The following is a 20,092-nucleotide window of genomic DNA, read 5'->3' on the forward strand; positions in this document are numbered from 1 at the left end:
CCGGGAGGGGCGCACGGAAGCTGATACGGACTCATGGCGTGGATCGCATGATTCCGCGGCATGACAGGCCCGTCGGCCGGCCGGAGTGGCCGGCCGACGGGCCCGTACGCGTGCGTGGACTCAGCCACGCGCCCCCAACAGGTGATCCATCGCCAGCTGGTCCAGGTGCTCGAAGGCCATGCCGCGCGCGGCGGCCGCCTCCACATCGAACGCCTCGAACGCCGACTGGTCGGCGAGCAGCGCCTGGAGGCCGTCCGCGGCAGTGGGCTGGGTCAGCTCGTCGAGGCGGGCCGCCCGCAGGGCCTCCTGGACCTCCGGGTCGGCGCGGAAGGCGGCGGCGCGCTCCTTGAGGATGAGGTAGTTGCGCATGCAGCCGGCCGCCGAGGCCCACACGCCGTCGAGGTCCTCGGTCCGCGGCGGCTTGAAGTCGAAGTGGCGCGGACCGGTGTAGCCCGCCGACTCCAGCAGGTCGACCAGCCAGAACGCGGCACGCAGGTCACCGGCGCCGAAGCGCAGGTCCTGGTCGTACTTGATGCCGGACTGGCCGTTGAGGTCGATGTGGAACAGCTTGCCCGCCCACAGCGCCTGCGCGATGCCGTGCGGGAAGTTCAGCCCGGCCATCTGCTCGTGCCCGACCTCGGGGTTGACGCCGTACAGCTCCGGCCGCTCCAGGCGCTCGATGAACGCCAGGGCGTGGCCGACGGTCGGCAGCAGAATGTCGCCGCGCGGCTCGTTCGGCTTGGGCTCGATCGCGAAGCGCAGGTCGTAGCCCTGGGAGGTGACGTACTCGCCGAGCAGGTCGAAGGCCTCCTTCATCCGGTCCAGGGCCGCGCGGACGTCCTTGGCGGCGCCGGACTCGGCGCCCTCACGGCCGCCCCAGGCCACGTACACCTGGGCGCCGAGCTCGACGGCGAGGTCGATGTTGCGGATGGTCTTGCGCAGGGCGTAGCGGCGCACGTCGCGGTCGTTGGCGGTGAACGCGCCGTCCTTGAAGACCGGGTGCGTGAAGAGGTTGGTGGTGGCCATCGGGACCTTCATGCCCGTGGCGTCCAGCGCCTGCCGGAAGCGCTTGATGTGCGCCTCGCGCTCGGTGTCGTTCGAGCCGAACGGAATCAGGTCGTCGTCGTGGAAGGTCACGCCGTGGGCGCCCAGCTCGGCCAGGCGCTGCACCGTCTCGACCGGGTCGAGGGCACGCCGCGTGGCGTCGCCGAAGGGATCCCGTCCCTGCCAGCCGACGGTCCACAGGCCGAACGTGAACCTGTCCTCGGGGGTGGGCTGGTAGCTCATGCCGCGGCTCCTTGCTCGCTGGGGCTATTTCGTCATGCCGATTTACAAATTAGTATGCGAGCACCTCTCTGGGAAGAGACAAGGTGCCTCCGAACGGAGACACGTGCCGCGCGCAGTAGGGAGAAGCCCGATGTCAGCAGCCGAGGGTCCGCTCGTCGTCGGTGTGGACTCGTCCACCCAGTCCACCAAGGCGCTGGTCGTCGACGCGTCCACCGGCCGGGTGGTCGCGAGCGGCCAGGCCCCGCACACGGTCTCCTCGGGGGCGGGGCGCGAGACCGATCCGCGCCAGTGGTGGGACGCGCTGTGCGAGGCGCTGCGCCAGTGCGGTGACGCGGCGCACGAGGCCGCCGCGGTGTCGGTGGGCGGGCAGCAGCACGGTCTCGTCGCCCTCGACGGCCGGGGCGAGCCGGTGCGGCCCGCCCTGCTGTGGAACGACGTGCGCTCGGCGCCGCAGGCCCGCCGGCTGACGGAGGAACTGGGCGGGGCGAAGTTCTGGGCCGACCGCACCGGAAGCGTGCCCGCCGCCTCGTTCACGGTCACCAAGTGGGCCTGGCTGGCCGAGCACGAGCCGGAGGCGGTGCGTGCCACGAAGGCCGTGCGTCTCCCCCACGACTACCTCACCGAGCGGCTCACGGGGCAGGGCACGACCGACCGCGGCGATGTCTCCGGGACGGGCTGGTGGGCGTCCGGGACGGAAGGCTACGACGAGGAGATCCTGGCGCACGTGGGGCTCGACCCGGCCCTGCTGCCCCGCGTGGTGCGGCCCGGCGAGGTGGCGGGCACGGTGCGCGACGGCCATGACCTGCCGTTCTCCAGGGGCACCCTGGTCGCGCCCGGCACGGGCGACAACGCCGCCGCCGCGCTGGGCCTCGGGGTGCGGCCGGGCGTGCCGGTGATGAGCCTCGGCACCTCGGGCACCGTGTACGCCGTGTCGCGGCACAGGCCCGCCGACCCGAGCGGCACGGTGGCGGGTTTCGCCGACGCCCGCGGCGACTGGCTGCCACTGGCCTGCACCCTGAACTGCACGCTCGCCGTCGACCGCGTCGCGGCGCTGCTGGGTCTGGACCGCGAGGCCGTGGAGCCCGGCACGGCCGTGACGCTGCTGCCCTACCTGGACGGCGAACGCACGCCGAACCTGCCGAACGCCTCCGGCCTGCTGCACGGCCTGCGCCACGACACGACCGCCGGCCAGCTGCTCCAGGCCGCCTACGACGGTGCCGTGCACTCCCTGCTCGGGGCGCTCGACCTGGTCCTCGACGAGGACGCGGACCCCTCGGAACCCCTGCTGCTGATCGGCGGCGGCGCCCGGGGCACCGCATGGCAGCAGACCGTGCGACGGCTGTCGGGGCGTCCGGTGCAGGTGCCCGAGGCCAAGGAACTGGTCGCCCTCGGCGCCGCCGCGCAGGCGGCCGGGTTGCTGACCGGGGAGGACCCGGCGGCGGTCGCGCGACGCTGGGACACGGCGGCCGGGCCGGTGCTCGACGCCGTCGAGCGGGACGAGGAGACGCTGGCCAGGATCGCCGGGGTACTCTCCGACGCGGCTCCGCTGCTGGAGCGGCCCACGGACACCCACTGAGGACTGGCGTCAGGCATGACCGCACCGCTGCACGAGGCCCGTACCGCCGGGCAGGGACGCGCACTGCCCGACACCCAGCAGGGCATGCGCCGCCGCAACCTCGCACGCGTCCTGCACACCGTCCGCGCCGAGGGCCCGCTGTCCCGGGCCGCCGTCGCCTCACGGATCGGCCTGACCCGGGCGGCGGTCTCGACACTCGTCGACGAGCTCATCCGCTCCGGGCTCCTCGAAGAACTGGGGCCCGAGCGGCCCGGCCGGGTGGGCCGGCCCGGTTCCGCGCTCGCCGTCAGCGGACGCGGCCCGGCCGGGATCGGCGCGGAGGTCGGCATCGACCATCTCGCGGTCTGCGCCGTCGACCTGCGCGGCACGACCCGGTCGCGGGCGATACGGCAGGGAGCGAACCGCGGCCGCTCCCCGGAACCCGTGCTCGCGGAGCTCACCGAGCTGATCCGGCAGGTCGTCGCCGAGGCGGAGCACGAGGGCCTGTGGCCGGCCGGACTCGCCGTCGCCGTGCCGGGCCTGGTGGCGCGTGACGCCCGGACCGTCGTGCGCGCCCCGAACCTCGGCTGGCACGACACGGACCTCGGCACGCTGCTGCCGGCGGACCTCCCGCTGACCGTGGACAACGAGGCCAACTTCGGCGCCCTCGCCGAACTCTGGCTGGGGGACGACACGCCCCGCGACTTCCTGCACGTCTCGGCGGAGATCGGTATCGGTGCGGCGGTCGTGGTGGACGGCGGGCTGCTGCGCGGAACCCGCGGTTTCGCGGGCGAGTTGGGACACGTGCCGGTCCAGCCGGACGGGCCGGAGTGCGCCTGCGGCGGGCGGGGCTGTCTGGAGCAGTACGCCGGTGAGGAGGCCGTGCTGCGTGCGGCCGGTCTGGAACCCGACGAGGACCGGGTCGGGCTGCTCGCGGGGCGCGCCGCGGAGGGCGACGAGGACGTACGCCGTGCCCTGCGCGACGCCGGAACGGCGCTCGGTGTGGCTCTGACCGGGGCGGTCAACCTGCTCGACCCGGAGAGCGTGGTCCTGGGCGGGGAACTGTCCGGGCTGGCGCCCTGGTTGCTGCCTTCGCTGCGGGACGAACTGGCGCGGCGTACGGCAGGTCCGGCCTGCCCCGTGTCCGTGTCCCGGTTGGGCCCTCAGGGGCCGCTGCTGGGAGCGGCGCACTCGGTGGTGCGGGCGGTGCTGGACGATCCGGCGGCCGTCGCCGGGCAGGCCTGAGAACCGGCGTCGCCCACGGTCACCGGCGGGTCTCCGCCGTTCCGAATCACCCGGCCGGGTGAGGGAGTTGTCCACATCAGCGGGCCCGTCCACTGAATCGCGCCGCGTCCTCCCGACCGACCGGCAGGCGCCGTAACTTGATCGACGCGGGCCGCGACCGCAACGGCCGCCGCTCCGCGCAGTCGAGCAGGAGACACCCTCCCGTCGAGCCCGGAAGGCACACACCCATGGAACGGACCACCCTCTTCCCCAGCAGGCGAGGCATCCTCGCGGGCGCCGCCCTCACCGCTGCCCCGTCCGTCCTGCTCTGCGGCACCCGGGCCGACGCCCGGCCCCGGGCCGTCGATCACCCCGGAGCGGCGTGGCAGCCGGCGAGCCGCGGCAACTACACGCCGTCGAACCGCCCGCGCGCCCATCCGCTGCACTACGTGATCATCCACGTGGCGCAGACGACCTACTCCGGCACCCTCTCCGTCTTCCGGAACCCCGCGAAGAAGGTGTCCGCGCACTACGTGGTCCGCTCCTCCGACGGGCATGTCGCGCAGTGCGTGCGCGAGTCCGACATCGCGTGGCACGCGGGGAACTGGGACTACAACACCCGCAGCATCGGCATCGAGCACGAAGGATGGGTGGACCGGCCCGGGTACTTCACCGACGCCCTGTACGAGCGGTCGGCCCGGCTCACCGCGGCGATCTGCGGGAGGTACGGCATCCCGAGGAACCGCGCGCACATCATCGGCCACCACGAGGTACCGGGCAGCGACCACACCGACCCGGGCCGGCACTGGGACTGGAAGCGCTACCTCAGACTCGTCAAATCCGCCTGAAAACCTGGTCGCTGCCCCTGCGGCCCACCTCACGTCCCGGTTACAAAACGCTCAACCTCTGGTTGCGGGCCGGTGAGCAGGCGACGATGGGGCCATGACTCTGGCCCAGCGCGCCATGGAGCGCCTGCAGGCCTGGCCCGACCTGATGGTGGGCCCGGCGAGTTGCGGTACCGGAAGGGCGCTCCGTTCCGTCCGTGACGAGATCGTCCATTTCCACTCCGCACGGGACGTGGATCTCCACCTCACCCGCGGTGCCATCCGGCGTTTCCGCTACGACCTCGCCGGTTCGAGCGCGATCCACCTGCTGCCCGGATCGTGCTGGGTGACGGTCCACCTCGACTGTGATGCGGACGTCGACCTGTTGCTGAGTCTGGTGAGCATCGCCCTCAAGGCCCACCAGAGCCCGCCCGCCGATGACGGCGAGCCGCGGTTCGCCGGGTGCAACTTCCACCGGGTCACGGTGCTGCCGCGTGACGCCGTGGCGGGCGGCTGAGCCTTGACGGACGAACCGGAGGCGGTCAACGCCGAGGCCTGGGACGCGTACGGGGCGCACCATCTGCGACGGGGCACGGTGCTGCCCGAGGCGGCACGGATCGATTGGGGGTTCGAGGGCGGCGGACCGGGGATCGAGGTGTTCGGGGAGCTGGCGGGCCGGCGGGTGCTGGACCTCGGATGCGGTCCGGCCCGGCACGCCGCCCATCTGGTCCGGGCCCACGGGGCGCTGGTGGACGCGGTGGACGCCTCGGCCGGGCAGTACGAGCGGGCCCGGGCCCGCTACGGCTCGCTGCCCGGGCTGCGGCTGGTCCTGGGCGACGCGGTGGAGCATCTGCGCTCGGCCGAGCCGTACGACGTCGTGTACTCCGTCAACGGCGTCCCGTACATCGATCCACACCGGCTGCTGCCCGCCCTCGCCGGGGCGCTCAGACCGGGTGGCAGGCTCTGCTTCACGGTGCTGGACACCAACTCGCGTGGTGACGGACCGTCGGACCGGGTCGCCGCCCGGCCGGAGATCCTGCGGCTGGCGGGCGGCGGTGAGGTCACCGTCCACATGTGGGTGCTCACCCCGGAGCTCTGGACGGCGCTGCTCACCGAGTACGGGCTGCGCGTGGAGGGGATCGACGTCCTCGACACGCCGGAGGCCGGAAACAGGGCCTCCTACCGGCTCTTCCGCGTGACCCGGCCCGTGCGGGTGTCCTCCCGGCCGCGCGTTAACAAGCCGCCGCTTGCGCACGCCGCGCTCGGGGTGGGTGCCCTCCTGTACGGGCCGCGCGGGCTGCTTCTGGGCAGGCACCGGCGCGGGACGTGGGAGCTGCCCGGCGGGACGGTGGAACCCGGGGAGTCGCTGCGGGAGGCGGTGGTGCGCGAGCTCGGCGAGGAAACAGGGCTCGCGGCGCGGCCCGAGGACGTCCGGCTGCTCGGGACGCTCCTGGACGACGCGGGCGGTGTCGTCCGCATGACCGTGGCCGCCCGGGTCACCACCTGGCGGGGCGAGCCGTCGGACCAGCCCGGGGAGAGGGTGGGCCGTTGGCGCTGGTTCGCCCTGGACCGGCTGCCGGAGCAGTTGTTCGTGTGCAGCGCACAGGCCCTCACCGCCTGGCGTCCCGGCCTGCCGATCGACCACACGCCCGCGCATTTCACGCCCTACGACACCGGAACGGGCGACAGCTGAAGCACCCGGAGGGGTGCGTTTTTTCAGCCGTTCCCGCGTAGTCCGCGCTCAGCCACCCTGCCGGCTCCCGCTGTCTGGTGCACTGCCCCTGAGGACTCCGACAGTTGACGAGGCATCAGGGGGCACGGTGGCAGGTCGTCACAGGCGACGAGCAGGCAGAGCGGTACTGGCGTTCTTCACGGCGTTCTGCGCACTGACCGGTGCGGCCCTGGCGGGGGCGGCTCCGGCCGGTGCCGTGCAGAAGGGCGGACGCGTCGCGCCGGGCGTGACGTACGAGGAGTTCGACATCAAGGCGGCGCAGGGGGTGACGCACGCCCATGTGCTGAGGGTCGACCTGGGACACCCGCAGGTACGGGTCGACCTGCTGTACCCGGGGGCCGTGGCCGCTCGCGCGCAGGTCTCGGCCATGGCGAACACCCAGGGCGCGGTCGCCGGTGTCAACGGCGACTTCTTCAACATCACCGAGACACAGCACCCGGGCGTCGAGGCGACCGGCGCGAGTGTCGGTCCGGCGATCGCCGCCGGGCGGACGCTCAAGGCGGCCGTGCCGAACGGCCAGCGTTTCGGGCCGGCACTGCCGCCCGGCACGACCACCGAGGACGTCTTCGGGATCGGCACCGACGGGCGGGCGCGGCTGGACCGGCTGACGCTCGCCGGTTCGGTCGGTACGGCCGAGGCACAGCTGCCTCTCGGCGGGCTCAACCAGTACGCGCTGCCGGTGGGTTCCGTCGGCGCGTTCACCTCCGAGTGGGGCAGCGTGTCCCGGGTGCGCGCCACGTGCGGCACGGACACGGACCGCGCCGCTCCGTGCAGCACGGACACCTACGAGGTGACGGTCCGCGACGGCAAGGTCGTCTCGGCCGCCGACACCTCGGGCAGCGGTCCCATCGCCGCGGGGACCACCGTGCTGGTCGGCCGGGAGGCGGGCGCGCAACAGTTGCGCAAGTTCTCCACCGGCGAGGCGGTCGAGGTCGAGCACAGCCTCGTGGCGGCCACGGACGGCTCCACCTACCGGCTCGCCCTCGGCGGCTACCCGGTGCTCACGGGCGGGCAGCCGCTGCCGGGCCTGGACAACACGACGTCGGCCGTCCGTACGGCCGTGGGGATCGCCGACGGCGGGCGGCGTCTGCTGCTGCTCGCGCTGGACGGCGCCGCCGCCTACCGCAGCGGTCTGACGATCGCCGAAGTCGCCGGCACCATGCGGAATCTGGGCGCGGAGGACGCCTTCAGCCTGGACGGCGGCGGATCGTCGACCCTGGTCGCACGGAAAGCGGGCGCGAGCGCGGTCTCCGTGCGCAACCACCCCAGCGGCGGTGCCGAACGCCTCGTCCCGAACGGCATCGGCGTCTTCTCGGGGTGACCTCAGGGCCGCAGACCGCTGACGATGTCCGCCGTCGCCGTGAGGCCGCTGTGGATGGTGGGGGCGATGCTGGTGCTGGCCAGGTAGAAGCCGAGCAGCAGGCAGACCAGCGCATGGGAGACCTTCAGCCCGCCGTTGCGCAGGAAGATCACCGCAAGGATCGCGAGCAGCAGCACCACAGAGATGGAAATGGCCATCGTCAACTCCTCCGCCACGCCGCCATGTCCGGTTCACGGCGTTCGGCCGCAAGTGTGGCGTAGCGGAGGGTTCGTCCGGGCGGCTGACCTGTCCGCCGAACGAGTGGTGTCCCCTAGGGTCGCCGGGCGTCCAGGAACGCCTCCAGCCCGGCGAGGTCGTCCGTGTTGAGGTAGTCGACGCCGGCGGCGAGCAGTTCGCCCCAGAGCGCGTCGCGGGCGGGTCCGGCCAGGTCCGGGGTCGCCCAGAACCGCACCTTCTGCCCGCGCCTGTGGGCGGCCCCGGTGAGGCCCCGCAGCTTCTGCCGCTCGGCCTCCGGGAACGCCCCCACGCCCTGCCAGGTGAAGTTGAGCGTCCAGTTGTCGCTGATCAGGGGGATGAAGGAGGCGGGTGCCGGGCTGCCGAGGTCGGAGAGGCGGCCGTCGTAGAAGGCGCGCCGGACGGTCTGTGCCTCCATGGGCGGGCGGGCCGCGCGGTCGCCGGAGATCACGGCGGTGACCGGGCCGCGGAAGACGCGGCCGCGGGCGTACGTGGTGAACAGGTGCCGGTGGCGCCGGAGGTGGCGGTCGAGTTCGAGGTACGTCGACGAGCCCTCGGTCTTGATGTCGATGAGCAGCTGCAGCGAGCCGCGGTACCCCCGGTACACGCAGCCGTGGTTGGCGCGGACGCGGGCGGCGAGCGGGTCGAGGTAGAGGGACTCCAGGGTGCGGGAGGGGTCGAGGTCCTCCGGGTCGTGGGCGACGAGGAGCTGGTCGCCCACGAGGTGGATGTCGGCCTCGACGCTGCCGAAGCGGTGGTCGAGGGCGTCGAGCAGCGGGCGCGGGTGCTCGTAGTCGTTGTGCGCGTGGGCGCGCCACAACGGGCCGGGCCTGTGCGTGCGTTCGCCGGCCGGTGCGGGGACGGCGGGGACGGCGATCGAGCCCGCGAGGGCTGCGCCGAGGGTGGTGAGGGCTCTGCGACGGGTGGTGAGGGCCATGCTCTGCCTCCCTGGAGATGCCGTACGGGAACCCTGCGAGTATGGGGTTCCGGCAGCCTCAAGGAGCAGCCCCGCGCACGGAGTTGGCAGGACCGCCGTCACGCGTTCACTTCAGCGGGCCGGGGCGCACGGAAAGGCCCGCCCCTGGTGGGACGGGGTTTTCCGGGCTTTCCCCGGGGGTTTCCCGGCGTTGGCCGGATGGACGTCAGGGGGCCTGGAGGTCGACCAGTGCGGCCAGTGCCTCCCGGTGGGCGCCCGGCGTGCCGTAGGCGATCGAGTCGGCCTTGGCGCGCTTGAGGTACAGATGCGCGGGGTGCTCCCACGTCATGCCGATGCCGCCGTGCAGTTGCACGGCCTCCTCGGCGGCGTGCACGGCCACGGGTGCCGCGTACGCCTGGGCGACGGTGACGGCCACGTCCACGTCCTCGCCGTTGGCCAGGGCGTCGGCGGCGTTGCGGGCGGCCGCACGGGTGTTGACGACCTCCAGCCACAGCTGGGCCAGCCGGTGCTTGATCGCCTGGAAGCCGCCGACGGGCCGGTTGAACTGCTTGCGTTCCTTCAGGTAGCGGACGGTCTCCGTGAGGGTCCACTCGGCCAGCCCGAACTGCTCGGAGGCGAGCAGTCCGGCGCCGGCGCGCAGGGCTCGGCGTACGGCGGGTTCGGCGTCGCCCAGCAGCCGGCCCGGCACTCCGTCGAGGGTGACGGTCGCGAGCGGCCGGGTCAGGTCCAGGGAGGCCCGGGGCGTGACGGTGGCGGCGGTGGCGTCGACGGCGTACAGGCCGCCGTCGTCGGCGGGCACGAGCAGGACGTCCGCGACGGCCGCGTCCGCGATGCCGGTCAGTTCGCCGCGCAGCAGCCCGTCCTCGTGCCCAACGGTCTTGTAGGCGGCGCCCGGTGCGACGTCGAGGGCGACCGCGAGGGCGCCGATCTTCGTCCCGGTCGCGAGGTCGCGGAGCAGGTCGTCGGTGCCGCAGGCCAGCAGGGCCTCGGTGGCGACGACCGCGCTCGTCAGGTACGGCACGGGCGCGACCGCGCGTCCCAGTTCCTCCAGCACCACGGCGGCTTCGCGGTGGGTGGCGCCCTGGCCGTCGAGTTCCTCGGGCACCAGCAGGCCGGCGAGGCCCATGCCGTCGGTCAGGGCCTTCCACAGGGCCAGGTGGTGCGGAGCGTCCGACTCCGACCGGGCGATGACACCGGCTGCGTCGCAGTGGTCGGTGAGCAGGTCGCGGACGGCGGCGCGCAGCGCCTCTTCCTCCTCCGAGTACAGCAGATCGGGCTGTGCGCTCATCGGGCCAGGTCCTTCCAGGCGACGTCCTTGTCGGTGCGCGGCTCGGCGGGCAGGCCCAGGACGCGCTCGGCGACGATGTTCAGCAGGACCTCGGTGGTCCCGCCCTCGATGCTGTTGCCCTTGGAGCGCAGGTAGCGGTAGCCGGCGTCGCGGCCGGTGAAGTCGACCAGCTCCGGGCGCCGCATGGTCCAGTCGTCGTACAACAGGCCCTCCTCGCCGAGGAGTTCCACCTCCAGGCCGCTGATCTCCTGGTTGAGGCGGGCGAAGGCCAGTTTCATGCCGGCGCCCTCGGGGCCGGGCTGGCCCGCGACGAGCGACTGGCGCAGCCGCTCCGCGGTGAGGCGGGAGACCTCGGACTCCACCCAGAGCTTCAGCAGCCGCTGGTGCAGATCATGGGTGCGCAGCCCGGGCCGCTCGCGCCAGGTCTTCGAGATCGGGCCGATCATGCCGCCCTCGCGGGGCAGCCGCATGCCGCCGATGGCCACGCGCTCGTTGTTCAGCGTGGTCTGCGCGACCTTCCAGCCGTCGCCGATCTCGCCGAGGCGGCGCGAGTCCGGGATGCGGACGTCGGTGAGGAACACCTCGTTGAACTCGGCCTCGCCGGTGATCTGCCGCAGCGGCCGCACCTCGACGCCCGGGTCGGTCATGTCGCAGACGAAGTACGTGATGCCCCGGTGCTTGGGCACGTCCGGGTCGGTGCGGGCGATGAGGATGGCCCAGCGGGCGACATGGGCGCTGGACGTCCAGACCTTCTGCCCGTTGACGACCCAGTCGTCGCCCTCGGGCACGGCCCGGGTGCCCAGCGCGGCGAGGTCGGACCCGGCGCCCGGTTCGCTGAACAGCTGGCACCAAACCTCCTCACCGGTCCACAGGGGCCTGAGGAAGCGCCGCTTCTGCTCCTCGGTGCCGTACTGAAGGATCGTCGGCGCGGCCATGCCGAGGCCGATGCCGATGCGCCGCGGGTCGTTGTCGGGCGCCCCGGCGGCCTCCAGCTCGGCGTCCACGACGGCCTGCAGGGAGCGGGGGGCACCGAGTCCGCCGAGGCCCTCCGGGTAGTGCACCCAGGCGAGTCCGGCGTCGAAGCGGGCCCGGAGGAAGTCCAGGCGATCGGTGGAGGCCGGCGGGTGGGCGGCCAGCAACTCGCGGGTGCGGCTGCGCAGTTCCTCGGCGTCGGTCATGCTGCCTCCTCCACGACGACCGCGATCCGGCCGGTGGTCAGACCGTCCGCCACCTTCTGCACGGCGGCGGCCGCCCCGCCGAGCGGTACGCGCTCGCTCACGAGCGGCTTGATCGCACCCCGGGCGGCCAGCTCGGTGAGCTGCTCGTGGCAGTGCTGGACCAGCTTGGGGTTCTTGGTGTTGTACAGGCCCCAGTGCAGGCCGAGGATCGAGTAGTTCTTCACCAGGGCGTGGTTCAGGCCCGGGCTGGGGATCGTGCCGCTGGCGAAGCCGACGACCACGATGCGCCCTTCGAAGGCGACGGCCTTGGCGGACTGGGTGTAGGCCTCGCCACCGACCGGGTCGTAGATCACGTCGGCGCCCCGGCCGCCGGTGGCCTCCTTGACGGCGGCGACGACGTCCTCGGAGCGCCGGTCGATCACGACGTCGCAGCCCAGCTCGCGGGCGACCGCCGCCTTCCGGGAGCCGCCGACGACACCGATGACGGTGGCGCCGGCGGCCTTCCCGAGCTGCACGGCCGCGCTGCCGACCCCTCCTGCGGCAGCGTGGACGAGCAGGGTCTCGCCGGCCTCCAGACCGGCCCGGCGGTGCAGACCGAACCAGCCGGTCTGGTAGCCGATGTGCAGGGCGGCGGCCTCGGCGTCGTCGAGGGCGTCCGGCGCGGGCAGGAGGGCCGCGGCGTCGGCGACGGCGTACTCGGCGAAGCCGCCGTGGGGCAGCGCCGGGTTGGCGATCACCCGGCGGCCGTCCTCGGTCTCGCCGCAGATCTCCACGCCCGGGGTGAATGGCAGCGGCGGCCTGACCTGGTACTGGCCGCGGCACAGCAGGGCGTCGGGAAAGTTGATGTTGGCCGCCCGTACCTTCAGCAGGACCTGGCCGTCACCGGGCGTGGGCGGCTCCACGTCCTCGAGCCGCATCACCTCGCCCGGCTCGCCGTTCTCGTGCACTTGCCATGCCTGCATGCGGGGCCTCCACGGGGGACTGCTTCGTCTGACCGGGGTCGGTTCGCATACTAAGCGGTCGCTTGCCCATCAGGGAACAGTCTCCGGGCAAAGTCCCGCCCAGAGGCCTTCCCGTACGTCACGCGCCCTTCGGCCGGGCCCGCACATGCATCCGCTCCCCCTGCGGCCCGAACAGGCTGAGGAACTCCACGGGCCCCTCTCCCGTCGACCCGAACCAGTGCGGCACCCGGGTGTCGAACTCGGCCGCCTCCCCCGCCGTGAGCACCACGTCGTGCTCGCCCAGCACCAGGCGCAACCTCCCGGACAGCACGTAAAGCCACTCATAGCCCTCGTGCGTGCGCGGTTCCGGCTCCTGTCTGCGCTTCGGTTCCAGGACCTTGTAGGCCTGCAGGCCGCCGGGCTGGCGGGTGAGGGGCCAGTGGGTGCGGCCGCCCATGACGATCGGCTTCGACCGCACGCGCGGATCGCCGACGGTCGGGGTGCCGACCAGCTCGTCCAGCGCCACCTGGTGGGCGCGCGCGATCGGCAGCAGCAGTTCCAGACTGGGTTTACGCAGGCCGGACTCCAGCCGCGAGAGGGTGCTGACGGAGATGCCGGTGGTCTCGGAGAGCGCCGCCAGGGTCACCTCCCGGTCCTTGCGCATCTGCCGCAGCCGGGGGCCCACGCCCGCGAGTACCTCGTCCGTCGTCATGACCGTATTGCAGATTCGGCAAAGTTGTTTGTCAATCCCGCAGGGCCGGGGCGACGCTCGCCAGCGGAGGTGGTCACATGACCGAGAAGTACGCGGTGGTCGTCATCGGCGGGGGTGCGGCGGGCCTGTCCGCCGCACTGGTGCTGGGGCGGGCCCGGCACCGCACGCTGGTGGTCGACGCGGGCGAGCCGCGCAACGCCCCCGCGGCGCACATGCAGGGCTACCTGTCCCGGGACGGCATGCCGCCCGCCGAGTTCCTGGCCCTCGGGCGGGAGGAGATCGCGCGCTACGGCGTGGAGCTCGTGCGGGACCGGGTGGTGGAGGTGGAGAGGGGCGAGGACTTCACCGTGGTGCTGGCCGGCGGCCGGACCGTGCGGGCCCGGCGGCTGGTCGTCGCGACGGGACTGAAGGACGAGCTGCCCGGGGTCGCCGGGGTCGCCGAGCGGTTCGGCCGGGACGTGCTGCACTGCCCGTTCTGCCACGGCTGGGAGGTGCGCGACCAGCCGTTCGGGGTGCTGGCCTCGAGTCCGGCAGGAGTGCACCAGGCACTGATGGTGTCCCAGTGGTCGAAGGACGTGCGGTTCTTCCTGCACACGGTCGCCGAGGAGGACCTGTCCGACGAGGATCTGCGCCGGCTCGCCGCGGCCGGGGTGGACGTGGTGCCCGGGGAGGTCGCGGAGCTCGTGGTCGAGGACGACCTTCTCACCGGCATCCGGCTCGCGGACGGTACGACGCACGCCCGCTCGGTGCTGTTCGTCGCCCCAAGGGCCGCCCCGCGGACCGGCCTGCTGGAGCAGCTGGGTGCCGAGCTGCACGAGACGCCGTTCGGCGCGTATCCGGTGGTCGACGCGAACGGCCTGACGACCGTGCCCGGGGTGTGGGCCGCGGGCAACGCGATCGGTTTCTCCGAGCAGGTCGTGCACGCGGCGAGCGGCGGATACCGGGCGGCGGCGGCGATCGTCGGGGACCTGCTGATGACGGACCTCGACGCGGCCGCCCAGGTGTAGAGGCCTCGCCTCCGGTGCACCATGGCTGCATGCTGCTGCACCGGCTGGCCCGAGTGTCCCAGGAGGTCGCCGCCACCTCGGCGCGGTCCCGGAAGACGGCCCTGCTCGCGGAGCTCTTCCGGGACGCCGAGGCGGAGGACGTGCCGATCGTCATCCCGTACCTGGCCGGACGGCTGCCGCAAGGCCGCATCGGCGTCGGCTGGAAGGTGCTGAGCCGCCCGGTCGACCCGGCCGCCGAGCCGGGCCTGACCGTGCGGGAGGTGGACGCCCGGCTGGCGGAGCTCGCCAAGGTGTCCGGCCCCGGCTCCCAGGCGGAACGGTCCCGGCTGGTCGGGGAGTTGATGGGCGCGGCCACCGAGGACGAGCAGCGGTTCCTGCTCGGGCTGCTCACCGGCGAGGTCCGGCAGGGCGCCCTGGACGCGGTGGCGGTGGAGGGGCTGGCCCAGGCGACCGGGGTGCCGTCCGCGGACGTGCGGCGGGCCGTGATGCTCGCGGGTTCCCTCCAGGCGGTGGCCGAGGCGCTGCTCGCGGACGGCCCCGCCGCCCTCGACCGCTTCCGGCTCACCGTGGGCCGCCCGGTACTGCCGATGCTGGCGCACAGCGCCTCCTCGGTGGCCGAGGCGGTGGACAAGCTGGGCGCCTGCGCGGTGGAGGAGAAGCTGGACGGCATCCGCGTCCAGGTGCACCGGGACGGCGACACCGTGCGGCTCTACACCCGCACCCTCGACGACATCACCGACCGTCTGCCCGAAGTGACGGCCGCCGCACTGGAGTTGCGGGGCGAGCGGTTCATCCTGGACGGTGAGGTGATCTCCTTCGACGAGGGCGGGCGCCCCCGCTCGTTCCAGGAGACCGCCGGCCGCGTCGGCTCCCGCACGGACGTGACGACGGCCGCTCGCGCGGTGCCGGTCTCCCCCGTCTTCTTCGACGCGCTGTCCGTCGACGGCCATGACCTGCTCGACCTGTCCTTCGCCGAGCGGCACGCCGAGCTGGCCCGTCTGGTGCCCGAGCCGATGCGGGTGCGGCGCACGCTGGTGTCCGGCCCGGACGACACGCCCGCCGCGGAGGAGTTCCTCGCCGAGACGCTGAAGCGCGGCCACGAGGGCGTCGTCGCCAAGGCGCTCGACGCCTCCTACAGCGCGGGGCGGCGCGGCGCGTCCTGGCTGAAGGTCAAGCCGGTCCACACCCTCGACCTGGTCGTCCTCGCCGCCGAGTGGGGCCACGGCCGCCGCACCGGCAAGCTCTCCAACCTCCACCTGGGCGCCCGCACCGCCGACGGCGGCCTCGCCATGCTCGGCAAGACCTTCAAGGGCATGACCGACGCGATGCTCACCTGGCAGACCGAACGCCTCCGGCAGCTCGCCGTCGACGACAACGGCCATGTCGTGACCGTCCGCCCGGAGCTCGTGGTCGAGATCGCCTACGACGGACTGCAGCGCTCCACCCGCTACCCGGCCGGCGTCACCCTCCGCTTCGCCCGGGTGATCCGCTACCGGGAGGACAAGCGCCCCGAGGACGCCGACACGGTCGAGACGCTGCTCGCCGCCCACCCGGAGGTGAGGCCGTGAAGCGCAGTGCCGGCCTGCTGCTCTTCCGTCCCGCCGGCCACGGCCTCGAGGTGCTGCTCGGCCATATGGGCGGCCCGTTCTTCGCCCGGCGCGACGCCGGAGCCTGGACCGTCGTCAAGGGCGAGTACGAGCCGGACGAGCCCGCCTGGGCGGCCGCCCGCCGCGAGTTCCAGGAGGAACTGGGGCTGCCCCCGCCCGACGGCGAGGCCATCGACCTCGGTGAGGTCCGGCAGACCAACGGCAAGATCGTCACGGCCTGGGCGGTCCGGGCGGACCTCGACCCGGCGACGATCACGCCCGGCACGTTCCGGATGGAGTGGCCGCCGAGGTCGGGGCGGCACCAGGAGTTCCCCGAACTGGACCGGGTGGCCTGGTTCGGCCTCGACCGGGCCCGCGCGGTGATCGTCAGGGCGCAGGCGGCGTTTCTCGACCGGCTGGCGGAGCACTCGCCCTGAGGAGACGCTCCCGCGTTGCGGTCCCCTCCGCCGCGCGGGAAGGTCGAGACACAGCCCGCTCCGAGGGAGGTCAGCCATGCCCATCGCAACGGTGAACCCGGCGAACGGCGAGACGCTCAAGACGTACGAGGCCATGGGCGAGGAGGAGATCGAGCGCCGGCTCCAGCTCGCGGAGGCCACGTTCCGCACATACCGGACGACGACCTTCGACGAGCGGGCCCGGCTGTTGCACCGGGCCGCCGACCTTCTCGAAGAGGACCAGCAGGACATCGCCCGCGTGATGACCACCGAGATGGGCAAGCCGATCCAGCAGGCCCGGGCCGAGGCGGCGAAGTGCGCCAAGGCGATGCGCTGGTACGCCGACCACGCCGAGGAACTGCTCGCCGACGAGGAACCCGCCGACGCCGACGTCAAGGACTCCGGCGCCTCACGTGTACGGGTGCGCTACCGGCCGCTCGGGCCGGTGCTGGCCGTCATGCCGTGGAACTTCCCGCTGTGGCAGGTGGTCCGTTTCGCCGCGCCCGCGCTGATGGCGGGCAACGTGGGGCTGCTCAAGCACGCCTCGAACGTCCCGCAGACCGCCCTCTACCTGGAGGATCTCTTCCACCGGGCGGGTTTCACCGAGGGCACCTTCCAGACCCTGCTGATCGGCTCCGCCGCGGTCGACGAGATCCTGCGCGACGAGCGGGTCAAGGCGGCCACGCTCACCGGCAGCGAGCCGGCGGGCCGCGCGGTCGCCTCCACCGCCGGGGAGATGGTCAAGAAGACGGTGCTGGAGCTGGGCGGCAGCGACCCGTTCGTCGTCATGCCCTCCGCCGACATCGACCGGGCCGCCAAGGTCGCGGTGACGGCGCGCGTGCAGAACACCGGGCAGTCCTGCATCGCCGCGAAGCGGTTCATCGTGCACACGGACGTCTACGACGCCTTCGCCGAGCGGTTCGCCGAGGGCATGGAGGCGCTGAAGGTCGGCGACCCCCTGTCCGACGAGACCGAGGTCGGACCGCTCTCCAGCGAGCAGGGACTGCGTGATCTGGAGGAACTGGTCGACGACGCGGTGCGCAGCGGAGCGCAGGTGCTGTGCGGTGGCGAACGGCCGGACGGGCCCGGCTGGTACTACACGCCGACGATCCTCGCCGGTATCACCCGCGAGATGCGGATCCACCGGGAGGAGGCGTTCGGACCGGTCGCCACGCTGTACCGGGCGGCCGACCTCGACGAGGCCGTGCTGATCGCGAACGACTCGCCGTTCGGGCTGAGTTCCAATGTCTGGACGCGGGACGAGGGCGAGGTCGACCGGTTCGTACGGGATCTGGAGGCCGGCGGGGTGTTCTTCAACGGCATGACGGCGTCCCATCCGGCGTTCCCGTTCGGCGGTGTGAAGCGGTCCGGGTACGGGCGTGAGCTGTCCGGGCACGGAATCCGCGAGTTCTGCAACATCACCACTGTTTGGCATGGTGCGTGAGTGTTGCGGGGCTACGATCCCGTCTGTGAACCGCGAAGTGACTCTGCCTCTGATCGTCGACGACCGCGGGACCCTGCAGGTGGCTGCGGCGGATGTCAGCAAGCTCTTGCGGACGGTGGGGGGTAGGTGGGTGCGGCTCGTGGAAGGCGGGGAGTCGGGGCTGGACGAGGACACGGTTGCCGAGTTGGCCATTGAGCTGGCGAAACTGGCCGATCGCATCGATGTGGCCTGTATCGCGCACAGCAGTGGGACTGCGACGTAGCGCCGGCGGTGCGGGCGCGTAGTGGCCTGTCGCGCGGTTCCCCCCGCCCTAGCGCGGCATGTCCCCCAGCGTGGACCAGAACATCGCCTCGTAGGTCTGCAGCAGGCGGCCGTGTGCGTGAGCGCGTGCCTGGTCGAGGCGACCGGCGTCCAGCCCCGCCTGCACCGCAGCCGTCGCCAGCCGGTCCAGCTCGGGCGACGGCTCCGCGAAGAAGTCGAAGAAGGCGCAGGCCTCGTCGGCGAAGCCGTAGCGATCGCGCAGCGCCTCGGCGATCGTGGCGCAATAGCCGCCCCACGCCGAGAAGTTGGCCGTCAGGGCCAGAACCACGTCCGCCGGTGAGGCGTTGAGGGCCAGCCAGGCCACGTAGGCGGGGTATGCCTGGCAGCCGGGGAGCGGCGCGTAGTACGCCTCCCCCGCCTCGTCCACACCGCACGCCCGCACCAGGGCCCCGAGTCGCTCACCCGCGAGTGTCTCGCCCTGTGCGAGGGCCGCGAAGAACGGCTCGGACTCCGGGTCGGTCGCGCGAGAGCGTCCCGCCAGGTGCTCGAAGGCCCGGCGGTCGGCGGGGATCACCCGGGTCTGTTCCAGAGCCAGCGCGGCGAGCGTGGTCAAGGGGGCCGTGCCGGCGGCGATCCGGGGGATCAGCAAATTGGCGTGCGGGTCCGGGGCGAGGGCCGCGGTGGTCGTCTTCAGCAGGTCCCGGGCCGGGTGCGTCATCGCGTCCTCCGTCGTCGAGGTGTCGGGACGAGCCTGGCACGGCGTCCCCGATACGGAGTGTCACGCACTCGAAGGCGAGCCGGACGCCCTCGCCTTCGAGCCGCGTGTCCGCACTCGCTAGCGGATCGGTACGCCGGCCAGGGTCCGGGCGATGACCAGGCGCTGGATCTCGCTCGTGCCCTCGAAGATCGTGTAGATGGCCGCGTCCCGGTGCATGCGCTCTACCGGGTACTCCCGGGTGTAGCCGTTGCCGCCGAGGATCTGGATCGCCTGGGCCGTGACCTTCTTGGCGGTCTCGCTCGCGAACAGCTTGGACATCGAGCCCTCGGCCGCGGTGAACGGCTTGCCGTTGACCGCCATCCAGGAGGCCCGCCAGACGAGGAGCCGGGCCGCGTCGATGGACGTGCGCATGTCGGCGAGCTGGAACGCCACACCCTGGTTGTCGACGATCGGCCGCCCGAACTGCTCCCGGGTGGTGGCGTAGTCGAGGGCGACCTCGTACGCCGCCCGGGCGGTTCCGACGGCCATGGCGCCGACGGCCGGGCGCGAGGCCTCGAACGTGGCCATCGCCGCGTTCTTCACCCGCTCCCCGCCCTGCCTGGCCTTCTCCCGTGCGCGGGCCAGCCGCTCGTCCAGCTTCTCCTTGCCGCCGAGCAGGCAGGATCCGGGCACCCGCACGTTGTCCAGGACGACCTCTGCGGTGTGCGAGGCGCGGATGCCGTGCTTCTTGAACTTCTGGCCCTGGGACAGCCCCTCGGTGCCCGGCGGGATGATGAAGGAGGCGTGGCCCTTGGAGCCGAGCTCGGGGTCGACGACCGCGACCACGACATGGACGTTGGCGATGCCGCCGTTGGTCGCCCAGGTCTTGGTGCCGTTGAGGACCCACTCGTCCTTGGCCTCGTCGTAGACGGCCCTGGTGCGCATCGAGGCCACGTCGGAGCCGGCGTCGGGCTCGGAGGAGCAGAAGGCGGCGACCTTGACATCGTTGGCGTCCCCGTACATCTGGGGGATCCAGGTGCCGATCTGTTCCTCGGTGCCGTTGGCGAGGACGCCGACGGCGGCGAGGCCGGTGCCGACGATGGACAGGGCGATGCCCGCGTCGCCCCAGAACAGCTCCTCCATCGCCATGGGGATGCCGAGGCCGGTGGGGTCGAAGTACTGCTGGGCGTAGAAGTCCAGGGAGTAGATGCCGACCTTGGCGGCCTCCTGGATGACCGGCCAGGGAGTCTCCTCACGCTCGTCCCATTCGGCGGCCGCGGGGCGGATCACATCGGCCGCGAAGCCGTGCAACCAGTCCCGGACCTCCTTCTGTTCGTCGTTGAGCTCCATGGTGAACTCGGCCATGTCGTCCCCTCCAGCGGCACACGTGCATGTTACTTGCGGTAACA

20 protein-coding genes are annotated in these 20,092 nt (G+C 72.7%); 11 read left to right on the forward strand and 9 right to left on the reverse strand.

Features of this window, described 5'->3' with window-relative positions:
- Window positions 1–120: 120 nt before the first annotated feature.
- The gene (xylA, locus tag AB0G20_RS31315) at window positions 121–1,287 is read right to left on the reverse strand and encodes a xylose isomerase (RefSeq protein ID WP_361308181.1); all 1,167 of its coding nucleotides are present in this window, start codon (window positions 1,285–1,287) and stop codon (window positions 121–123) included.
- 130 nt (window positions 1,288–1,417) lie between these two features.
- On the opposite strand from xylA, the gene xylB reads away from it, so the two are divergent.
- The 6 genes from xylB to AB0G20_RS31345 all read left to right on the forward strand — a co-directional run bounded on the left by xylB (window position 1,418) and on the right by AB0G20_RS31345 (window position 7,943).
- Window positions 1,418–2,863, forward strand: a complete 1,446-nt coding sequence (gene xylB / locus AB0G20_RS31320; RefSeq protein WP_361308183.1) for a xylulokinase — start codon at window positions 1,418–1,420, stop codon at window positions 2,861–2,863.
- A gap of 15 nt (window positions 2,864–2,878) precedes the next feature.
- Complete coding sequence (locus tag AB0G20_RS31325) at window positions 2,879–4,087, forward strand: ROK family transcriptional regulator (RefSeq protein WP_361308185.1); 1,209 nt, start codon at window positions 2,879–2,881, stop codon at window positions 4,085–4,087.
- 227 nt (window positions 4,088–4,314) lie between these two features.
- A complete protein-coding gene (locus AB0G20_RS31330) occupies window positions 4,315–4,914 on the forward strand; it encodes an N-acetylmuramoyl-L-alanine amidase (RefSeq protein ID WP_361308187.1) in 600 nt (199 codons plus the stop codon).
- Window positions 4,915–5,008: 94 nt separating this feature from the next.
- Window positions 5,009–5,407 carry a luciferase family protein gene (locus tag AB0G20_RS31335; protein ID WP_361308189.1) on the forward strand — a complete coding sequence of 133 codons (399 nt, stop codon included), beginning with the start codon at window positions 5,009–5,011 and terminating at the stop codon, window positions 5,405–5,407.
- A gap of 3 nt (window positions 5,408–5,410) precedes the next feature.
- Window positions 5,411–6,583 (forward strand): bifunctional class I SAM-dependent methyltransferase/NUDIX hydrolase, encoded by a 1,173-nt coding sequence (locus AB0G20_RS31340; RefSeq protein ID WP_361308191.1) that lies wholly within the window; start codon window positions 5,411–5,413, stop codon window positions 6,581–6,583.
- A gap of 166 nt (window positions 6,584–6,749) precedes the next feature.
- Window positions 6,750–7,943 (forward strand): phosphodiester glycosidase family protein, encoded by a 1,194-nt coding sequence (locus AB0G20_RS31345; RefSeq protein ID WP_361308520.1) that lies wholly within the window; start codon window positions 6,750–6,752, stop codon window positions 7,941–7,943.
- Window positions 7,944–7,945: 2 nt separating this feature from the next.
- Here the strand turns inward: AB0G20_RS31345 and AB0G20_RS31350 are convergent, their stop codons facing one another.
- The 6 genes from AB0G20_RS31350 to AB0G20_RS31375 all read right to left on the reverse strand — a co-directional run bounded on the left by AB0G20_RS31350 (window position 7,946) and on the right by AB0G20_RS31375 (window position 13,233).
- Entirely contained in the window at window positions 7,946–8,140 is a 195-nt protein-coding gene (locus AB0G20_RS31350) for a hypothetical protein (RefSeq protein WP_274814636.1), read from the reverse strand.
- Between the two features lie 113 nt (window positions 8,141–8,253).
- Window positions 8,254–9,114, reverse strand: coding sequence for a phosphatidylinositol-specific phospholipase C/glycerophosphodiester phosphodiesterase family protein (locus AB0G20_RS31355; RefSeq protein ID WP_361308193.1), 861 nt, complete (start codon window positions 9,112–9,114; stop codon window positions 8,254–8,256).
- 205 nt (window positions 9,115–9,319) lie between these two features.
- Window positions 9,320–10,402 (reverse strand): acyl-CoA dehydrogenase family protein, encoded by a 1,083-nt coding sequence (locus AB0G20_RS31360; RefSeq protein ID WP_361308195.1) that lies wholly within the window; start codon window positions 10,400–10,402, stop codon window positions 9,320–9,322.
- Window positions 10,399–11,580 carry an acyl-CoA dehydrogenase family protein gene (locus tag AB0G20_RS31365; RefSeq protein WP_361308197.1) on the reverse strand — a complete coding sequence of 394 codons (1,182 nt, stop codon included), beginning with the start codon at window positions 11,578–11,580 and terminating at the stop codon, window positions 10,399–10,401. Before AB0G20_RS31365 ends, AB0G20_RS31360 begins: the two co-directional genes overlap by 4 nt.
- Complete coding sequence (locus tag AB0G20_RS31370) at window positions 11,577–12,542, reverse strand: NADPH:quinone oxidoreductase family protein (protein WP_361308199.1); 966 nt, start codon at window positions 12,540–12,542, stop codon at window positions 11,577–11,579. The genes AB0G20_RS31365 and AB0G20_RS31370 overlap by 4 nt, the downstream gene beginning before the upstream one ends.
- 118 nt (window positions 12,543–12,660) lie before the next feature.
- Complete coding sequence (locus AB0G20_RS31375; RefSeq protein ID WP_361308201.1) at window positions 12,661–13,233, reverse strand: XRE family transcriptional regulator; 573 nt, start codon at window positions 13,231–13,233, stop codon at window positions 12,661–12,663.
- 77 nt (window positions 13,234–13,310) lie between these two features.
- Here AB0G20_RS31375 and AB0G20_RS31380 point away from each other — a divergent pair, with 77 nt between their 5' ends.
- The 5 genes from AB0G20_RS31380 to AB0G20_RS31400 all read left to right on the forward strand — a co-directional run bounded on the left by AB0G20_RS31380 (window position 13,311) and on the right by AB0G20_RS31400 (window position 17,987).
- Entirely contained in the window at window positions 13,311–14,240 is a 930-nt protein-coding gene (locus tag AB0G20_RS31380) for an NAD(P)/FAD-dependent oxidoreductase (RefSeq protein WP_361308203.1), read from the forward strand.
- A gap of 29 nt (window positions 14,241–14,269) precedes the next feature.
- Window positions 14,270–15,808 carry an ATP-dependent DNA ligase gene (locus AB0G20_RS31385; protein WP_361308205.1) on the forward strand — a complete coding sequence of 513 codons (1,539 nt, stop codon included), beginning with the start codon at window positions 14,270–14,272 and terminating at the stop codon, window positions 15,806–15,808.
- On the forward strand, window positions 15,805–16,263 hold the full coding sequence (locus AB0G20_RS31390; protein WP_361308207.1) for an NUDIX domain-containing protein: 459 nt from the start codon (window positions 15,805–15,807) through the stop codon (window positions 16,261–16,263). The genes AB0G20_RS31385 and AB0G20_RS31390 overlap by 4 nt, the downstream gene beginning before the upstream one ends.
- A gap of 76 nt (window positions 16,264–16,339) precedes the next feature.
- Window positions 16,340–17,725, forward strand: a complete 1,386-nt coding sequence (locus AB0G20_RS31395) for an NADP-dependent succinic semialdehyde dehydrogenase (RefSeq protein WP_361308209.1) — start codon at window positions 16,340–16,342, stop codon at window positions 17,723–17,725.
- Window positions 17,726–17,750: 25 nt separating this feature from the next.
- Window positions 17,751–17,987: a DUF6213 family protein gene (locus AB0G20_RS31400; RefSeq protein WP_033307522.1), complete on the forward strand. Its 237-nt coding sequence runs from the start codon at window positions 17,751–17,753 to the stop codon at window positions 17,985–17,987.
- 48 nt (window positions 17,988–18,035) lie between these two features.
- Here the strand turns inward: AB0G20_RS31400 and AB0G20_RS31405 are convergent, their stop codons facing one another.
- On the reverse strand, window positions 18,036–18,704 hold the full coding sequence (locus AB0G20_RS31405) for a transcriptional regulator (RefSeq protein ID WP_361308211.1): 669 nt from the start codon (window positions 18,702–18,704) through the stop codon (window positions 18,036–18,038).
- A gap of 117 nt (window positions 18,705–18,821) precedes the next feature.
- Window positions 18,822–20,048 carry an acyl-CoA dehydrogenase family protein gene (locus AB0G20_RS31410; RefSeq protein WP_033307227.1) on the reverse strand — a complete coding sequence of 409 codons (1,227 nt, stop codon included), beginning with the start codon at window positions 20,046–20,048 and terminating at the stop codon, window positions 18,822–18,824.
- Window positions 20,049–20,092 lie beyond the last annotated feature (44 nt).

The organism is Streptomyces sp. NPDC024017 (genome assembly GCF_040638895.1).
Lineage (GTDB): Bacteria > Actinomycetota > Actinomycetes > Streptomycetales > Streptomycetaceae > Streptomyces.

Bases quoted from the DNA above. Each gene is read 5' to 3' on its own strand.
- xylA (WP_361308181.1), bottom strand. From the start codon at position 1,287: ATGAGCTACCAGCCCACCCCCGAGGACAGGTTCACGTTCGGCCTGTGG.
- xylB (WP_361308183.1), top strand. From the start codon at position 1,418: ATGTCAGCAGCCGAGGGTCCGCTCGTCGTCGGTGTGGACTCGTCCACC.
- AB0G20_RS31325 (WP_361308185.1), top strand. From the start codon at position 2,879: ATGACCGCACCGCTGCACGAGGCCCGTACCGCCGGGCAGGGACGCGCA.
- AB0G20_RS31330 (WP_361308187.1), top strand. From the start codon at position 4,315: ATGGAACGGACCACCCTCTTCCCCAGCAGGCGAGGCATCCTCGCGGGC.
- AB0G20_RS31335 (WP_361308189.1), top strand. From the start codon at position 5,009: ATGACTCTGGCCCAGCGCGCCATGGAGCGCCTGCAGGCCTGGCCCGAC.
- AB0G20_RS31350 (WP_274814636.1), bottom strand. From the start codon at position 8,140: ATGGCCATTTCCATCTCTGTGGTGCTGCTGCTCGCGATCCTTGCGGTG.
- AB0G20_RS31355 (WP_361308193.1), bottom strand. From the start codon at position 9,114: ATGGCCCTCACCACCCGTCGCAGAGCCCTCACCACCCTCGGCGCAGCC.
- AB0G20_RS31360 (WP_361308195.1), bottom strand. From the start codon at position 10,402: ATGAGCGCACAGCCCGATCTGCTGTACTCGGAGGAGGAAGAGGCGCTG.
- AB0G20_RS31365 (WP_361308197.1), bottom strand. From the start codon at position 11,580: ATGACCGACGCCGAGGAACTGCGCAGCCGCACCCGCGAGTTGCTGGCC.
- AB0G20_RS31370 (WP_361308199.1), bottom strand. From the start codon at position 12,542: ATGCAGGCATGGCAAGTGCACGAGAACGGCGAGCCGGGCGAGGTGATG.
- AB0G20_RS31375 (WP_361308201.1), bottom strand. From the start codon at position 13,233: ATGACGACGGACGAGGTACTCGCGGGCGTGGGCCCCCGGCTGCGGCAG.
- AB0G20_RS31380 (WP_361308203.1), top strand. From the start codon at position 13,311: ATGACCGAGAAGTACGCGGTGGTCGTCATCGGCGGGGGTGCGGCGGGC.
- AB0G20_RS31385 (WP_361308205.1), top strand. From the start codon at position 14,270: ATGCTGCTGCACCGGCTGGCCCGAGTGTCCCAGGAGGTCGCCGCCACC.
- AB0G20_RS31395 (WP_361308209.1), top strand. From the start codon at position 16,340: ATGCCCATCGCAACGGTGAACCCGGCGAACGGCGAGACGCTCAAGACG.
- AB0G20_RS31405 (WP_361308211.1), bottom strand. From the start codon at position 18,704: ATGACGCACCCGGCCCGGGACCTGCTGAAGACGACCACCGCGGCCCTC.
- AB0G20_RS31410 (WP_033307227.1), bottom strand. From the start codon at position 20,048: ATGGCCGAGTTCACCATGGAGCTCAACGACGAACAGAAGGAGGTCCGG.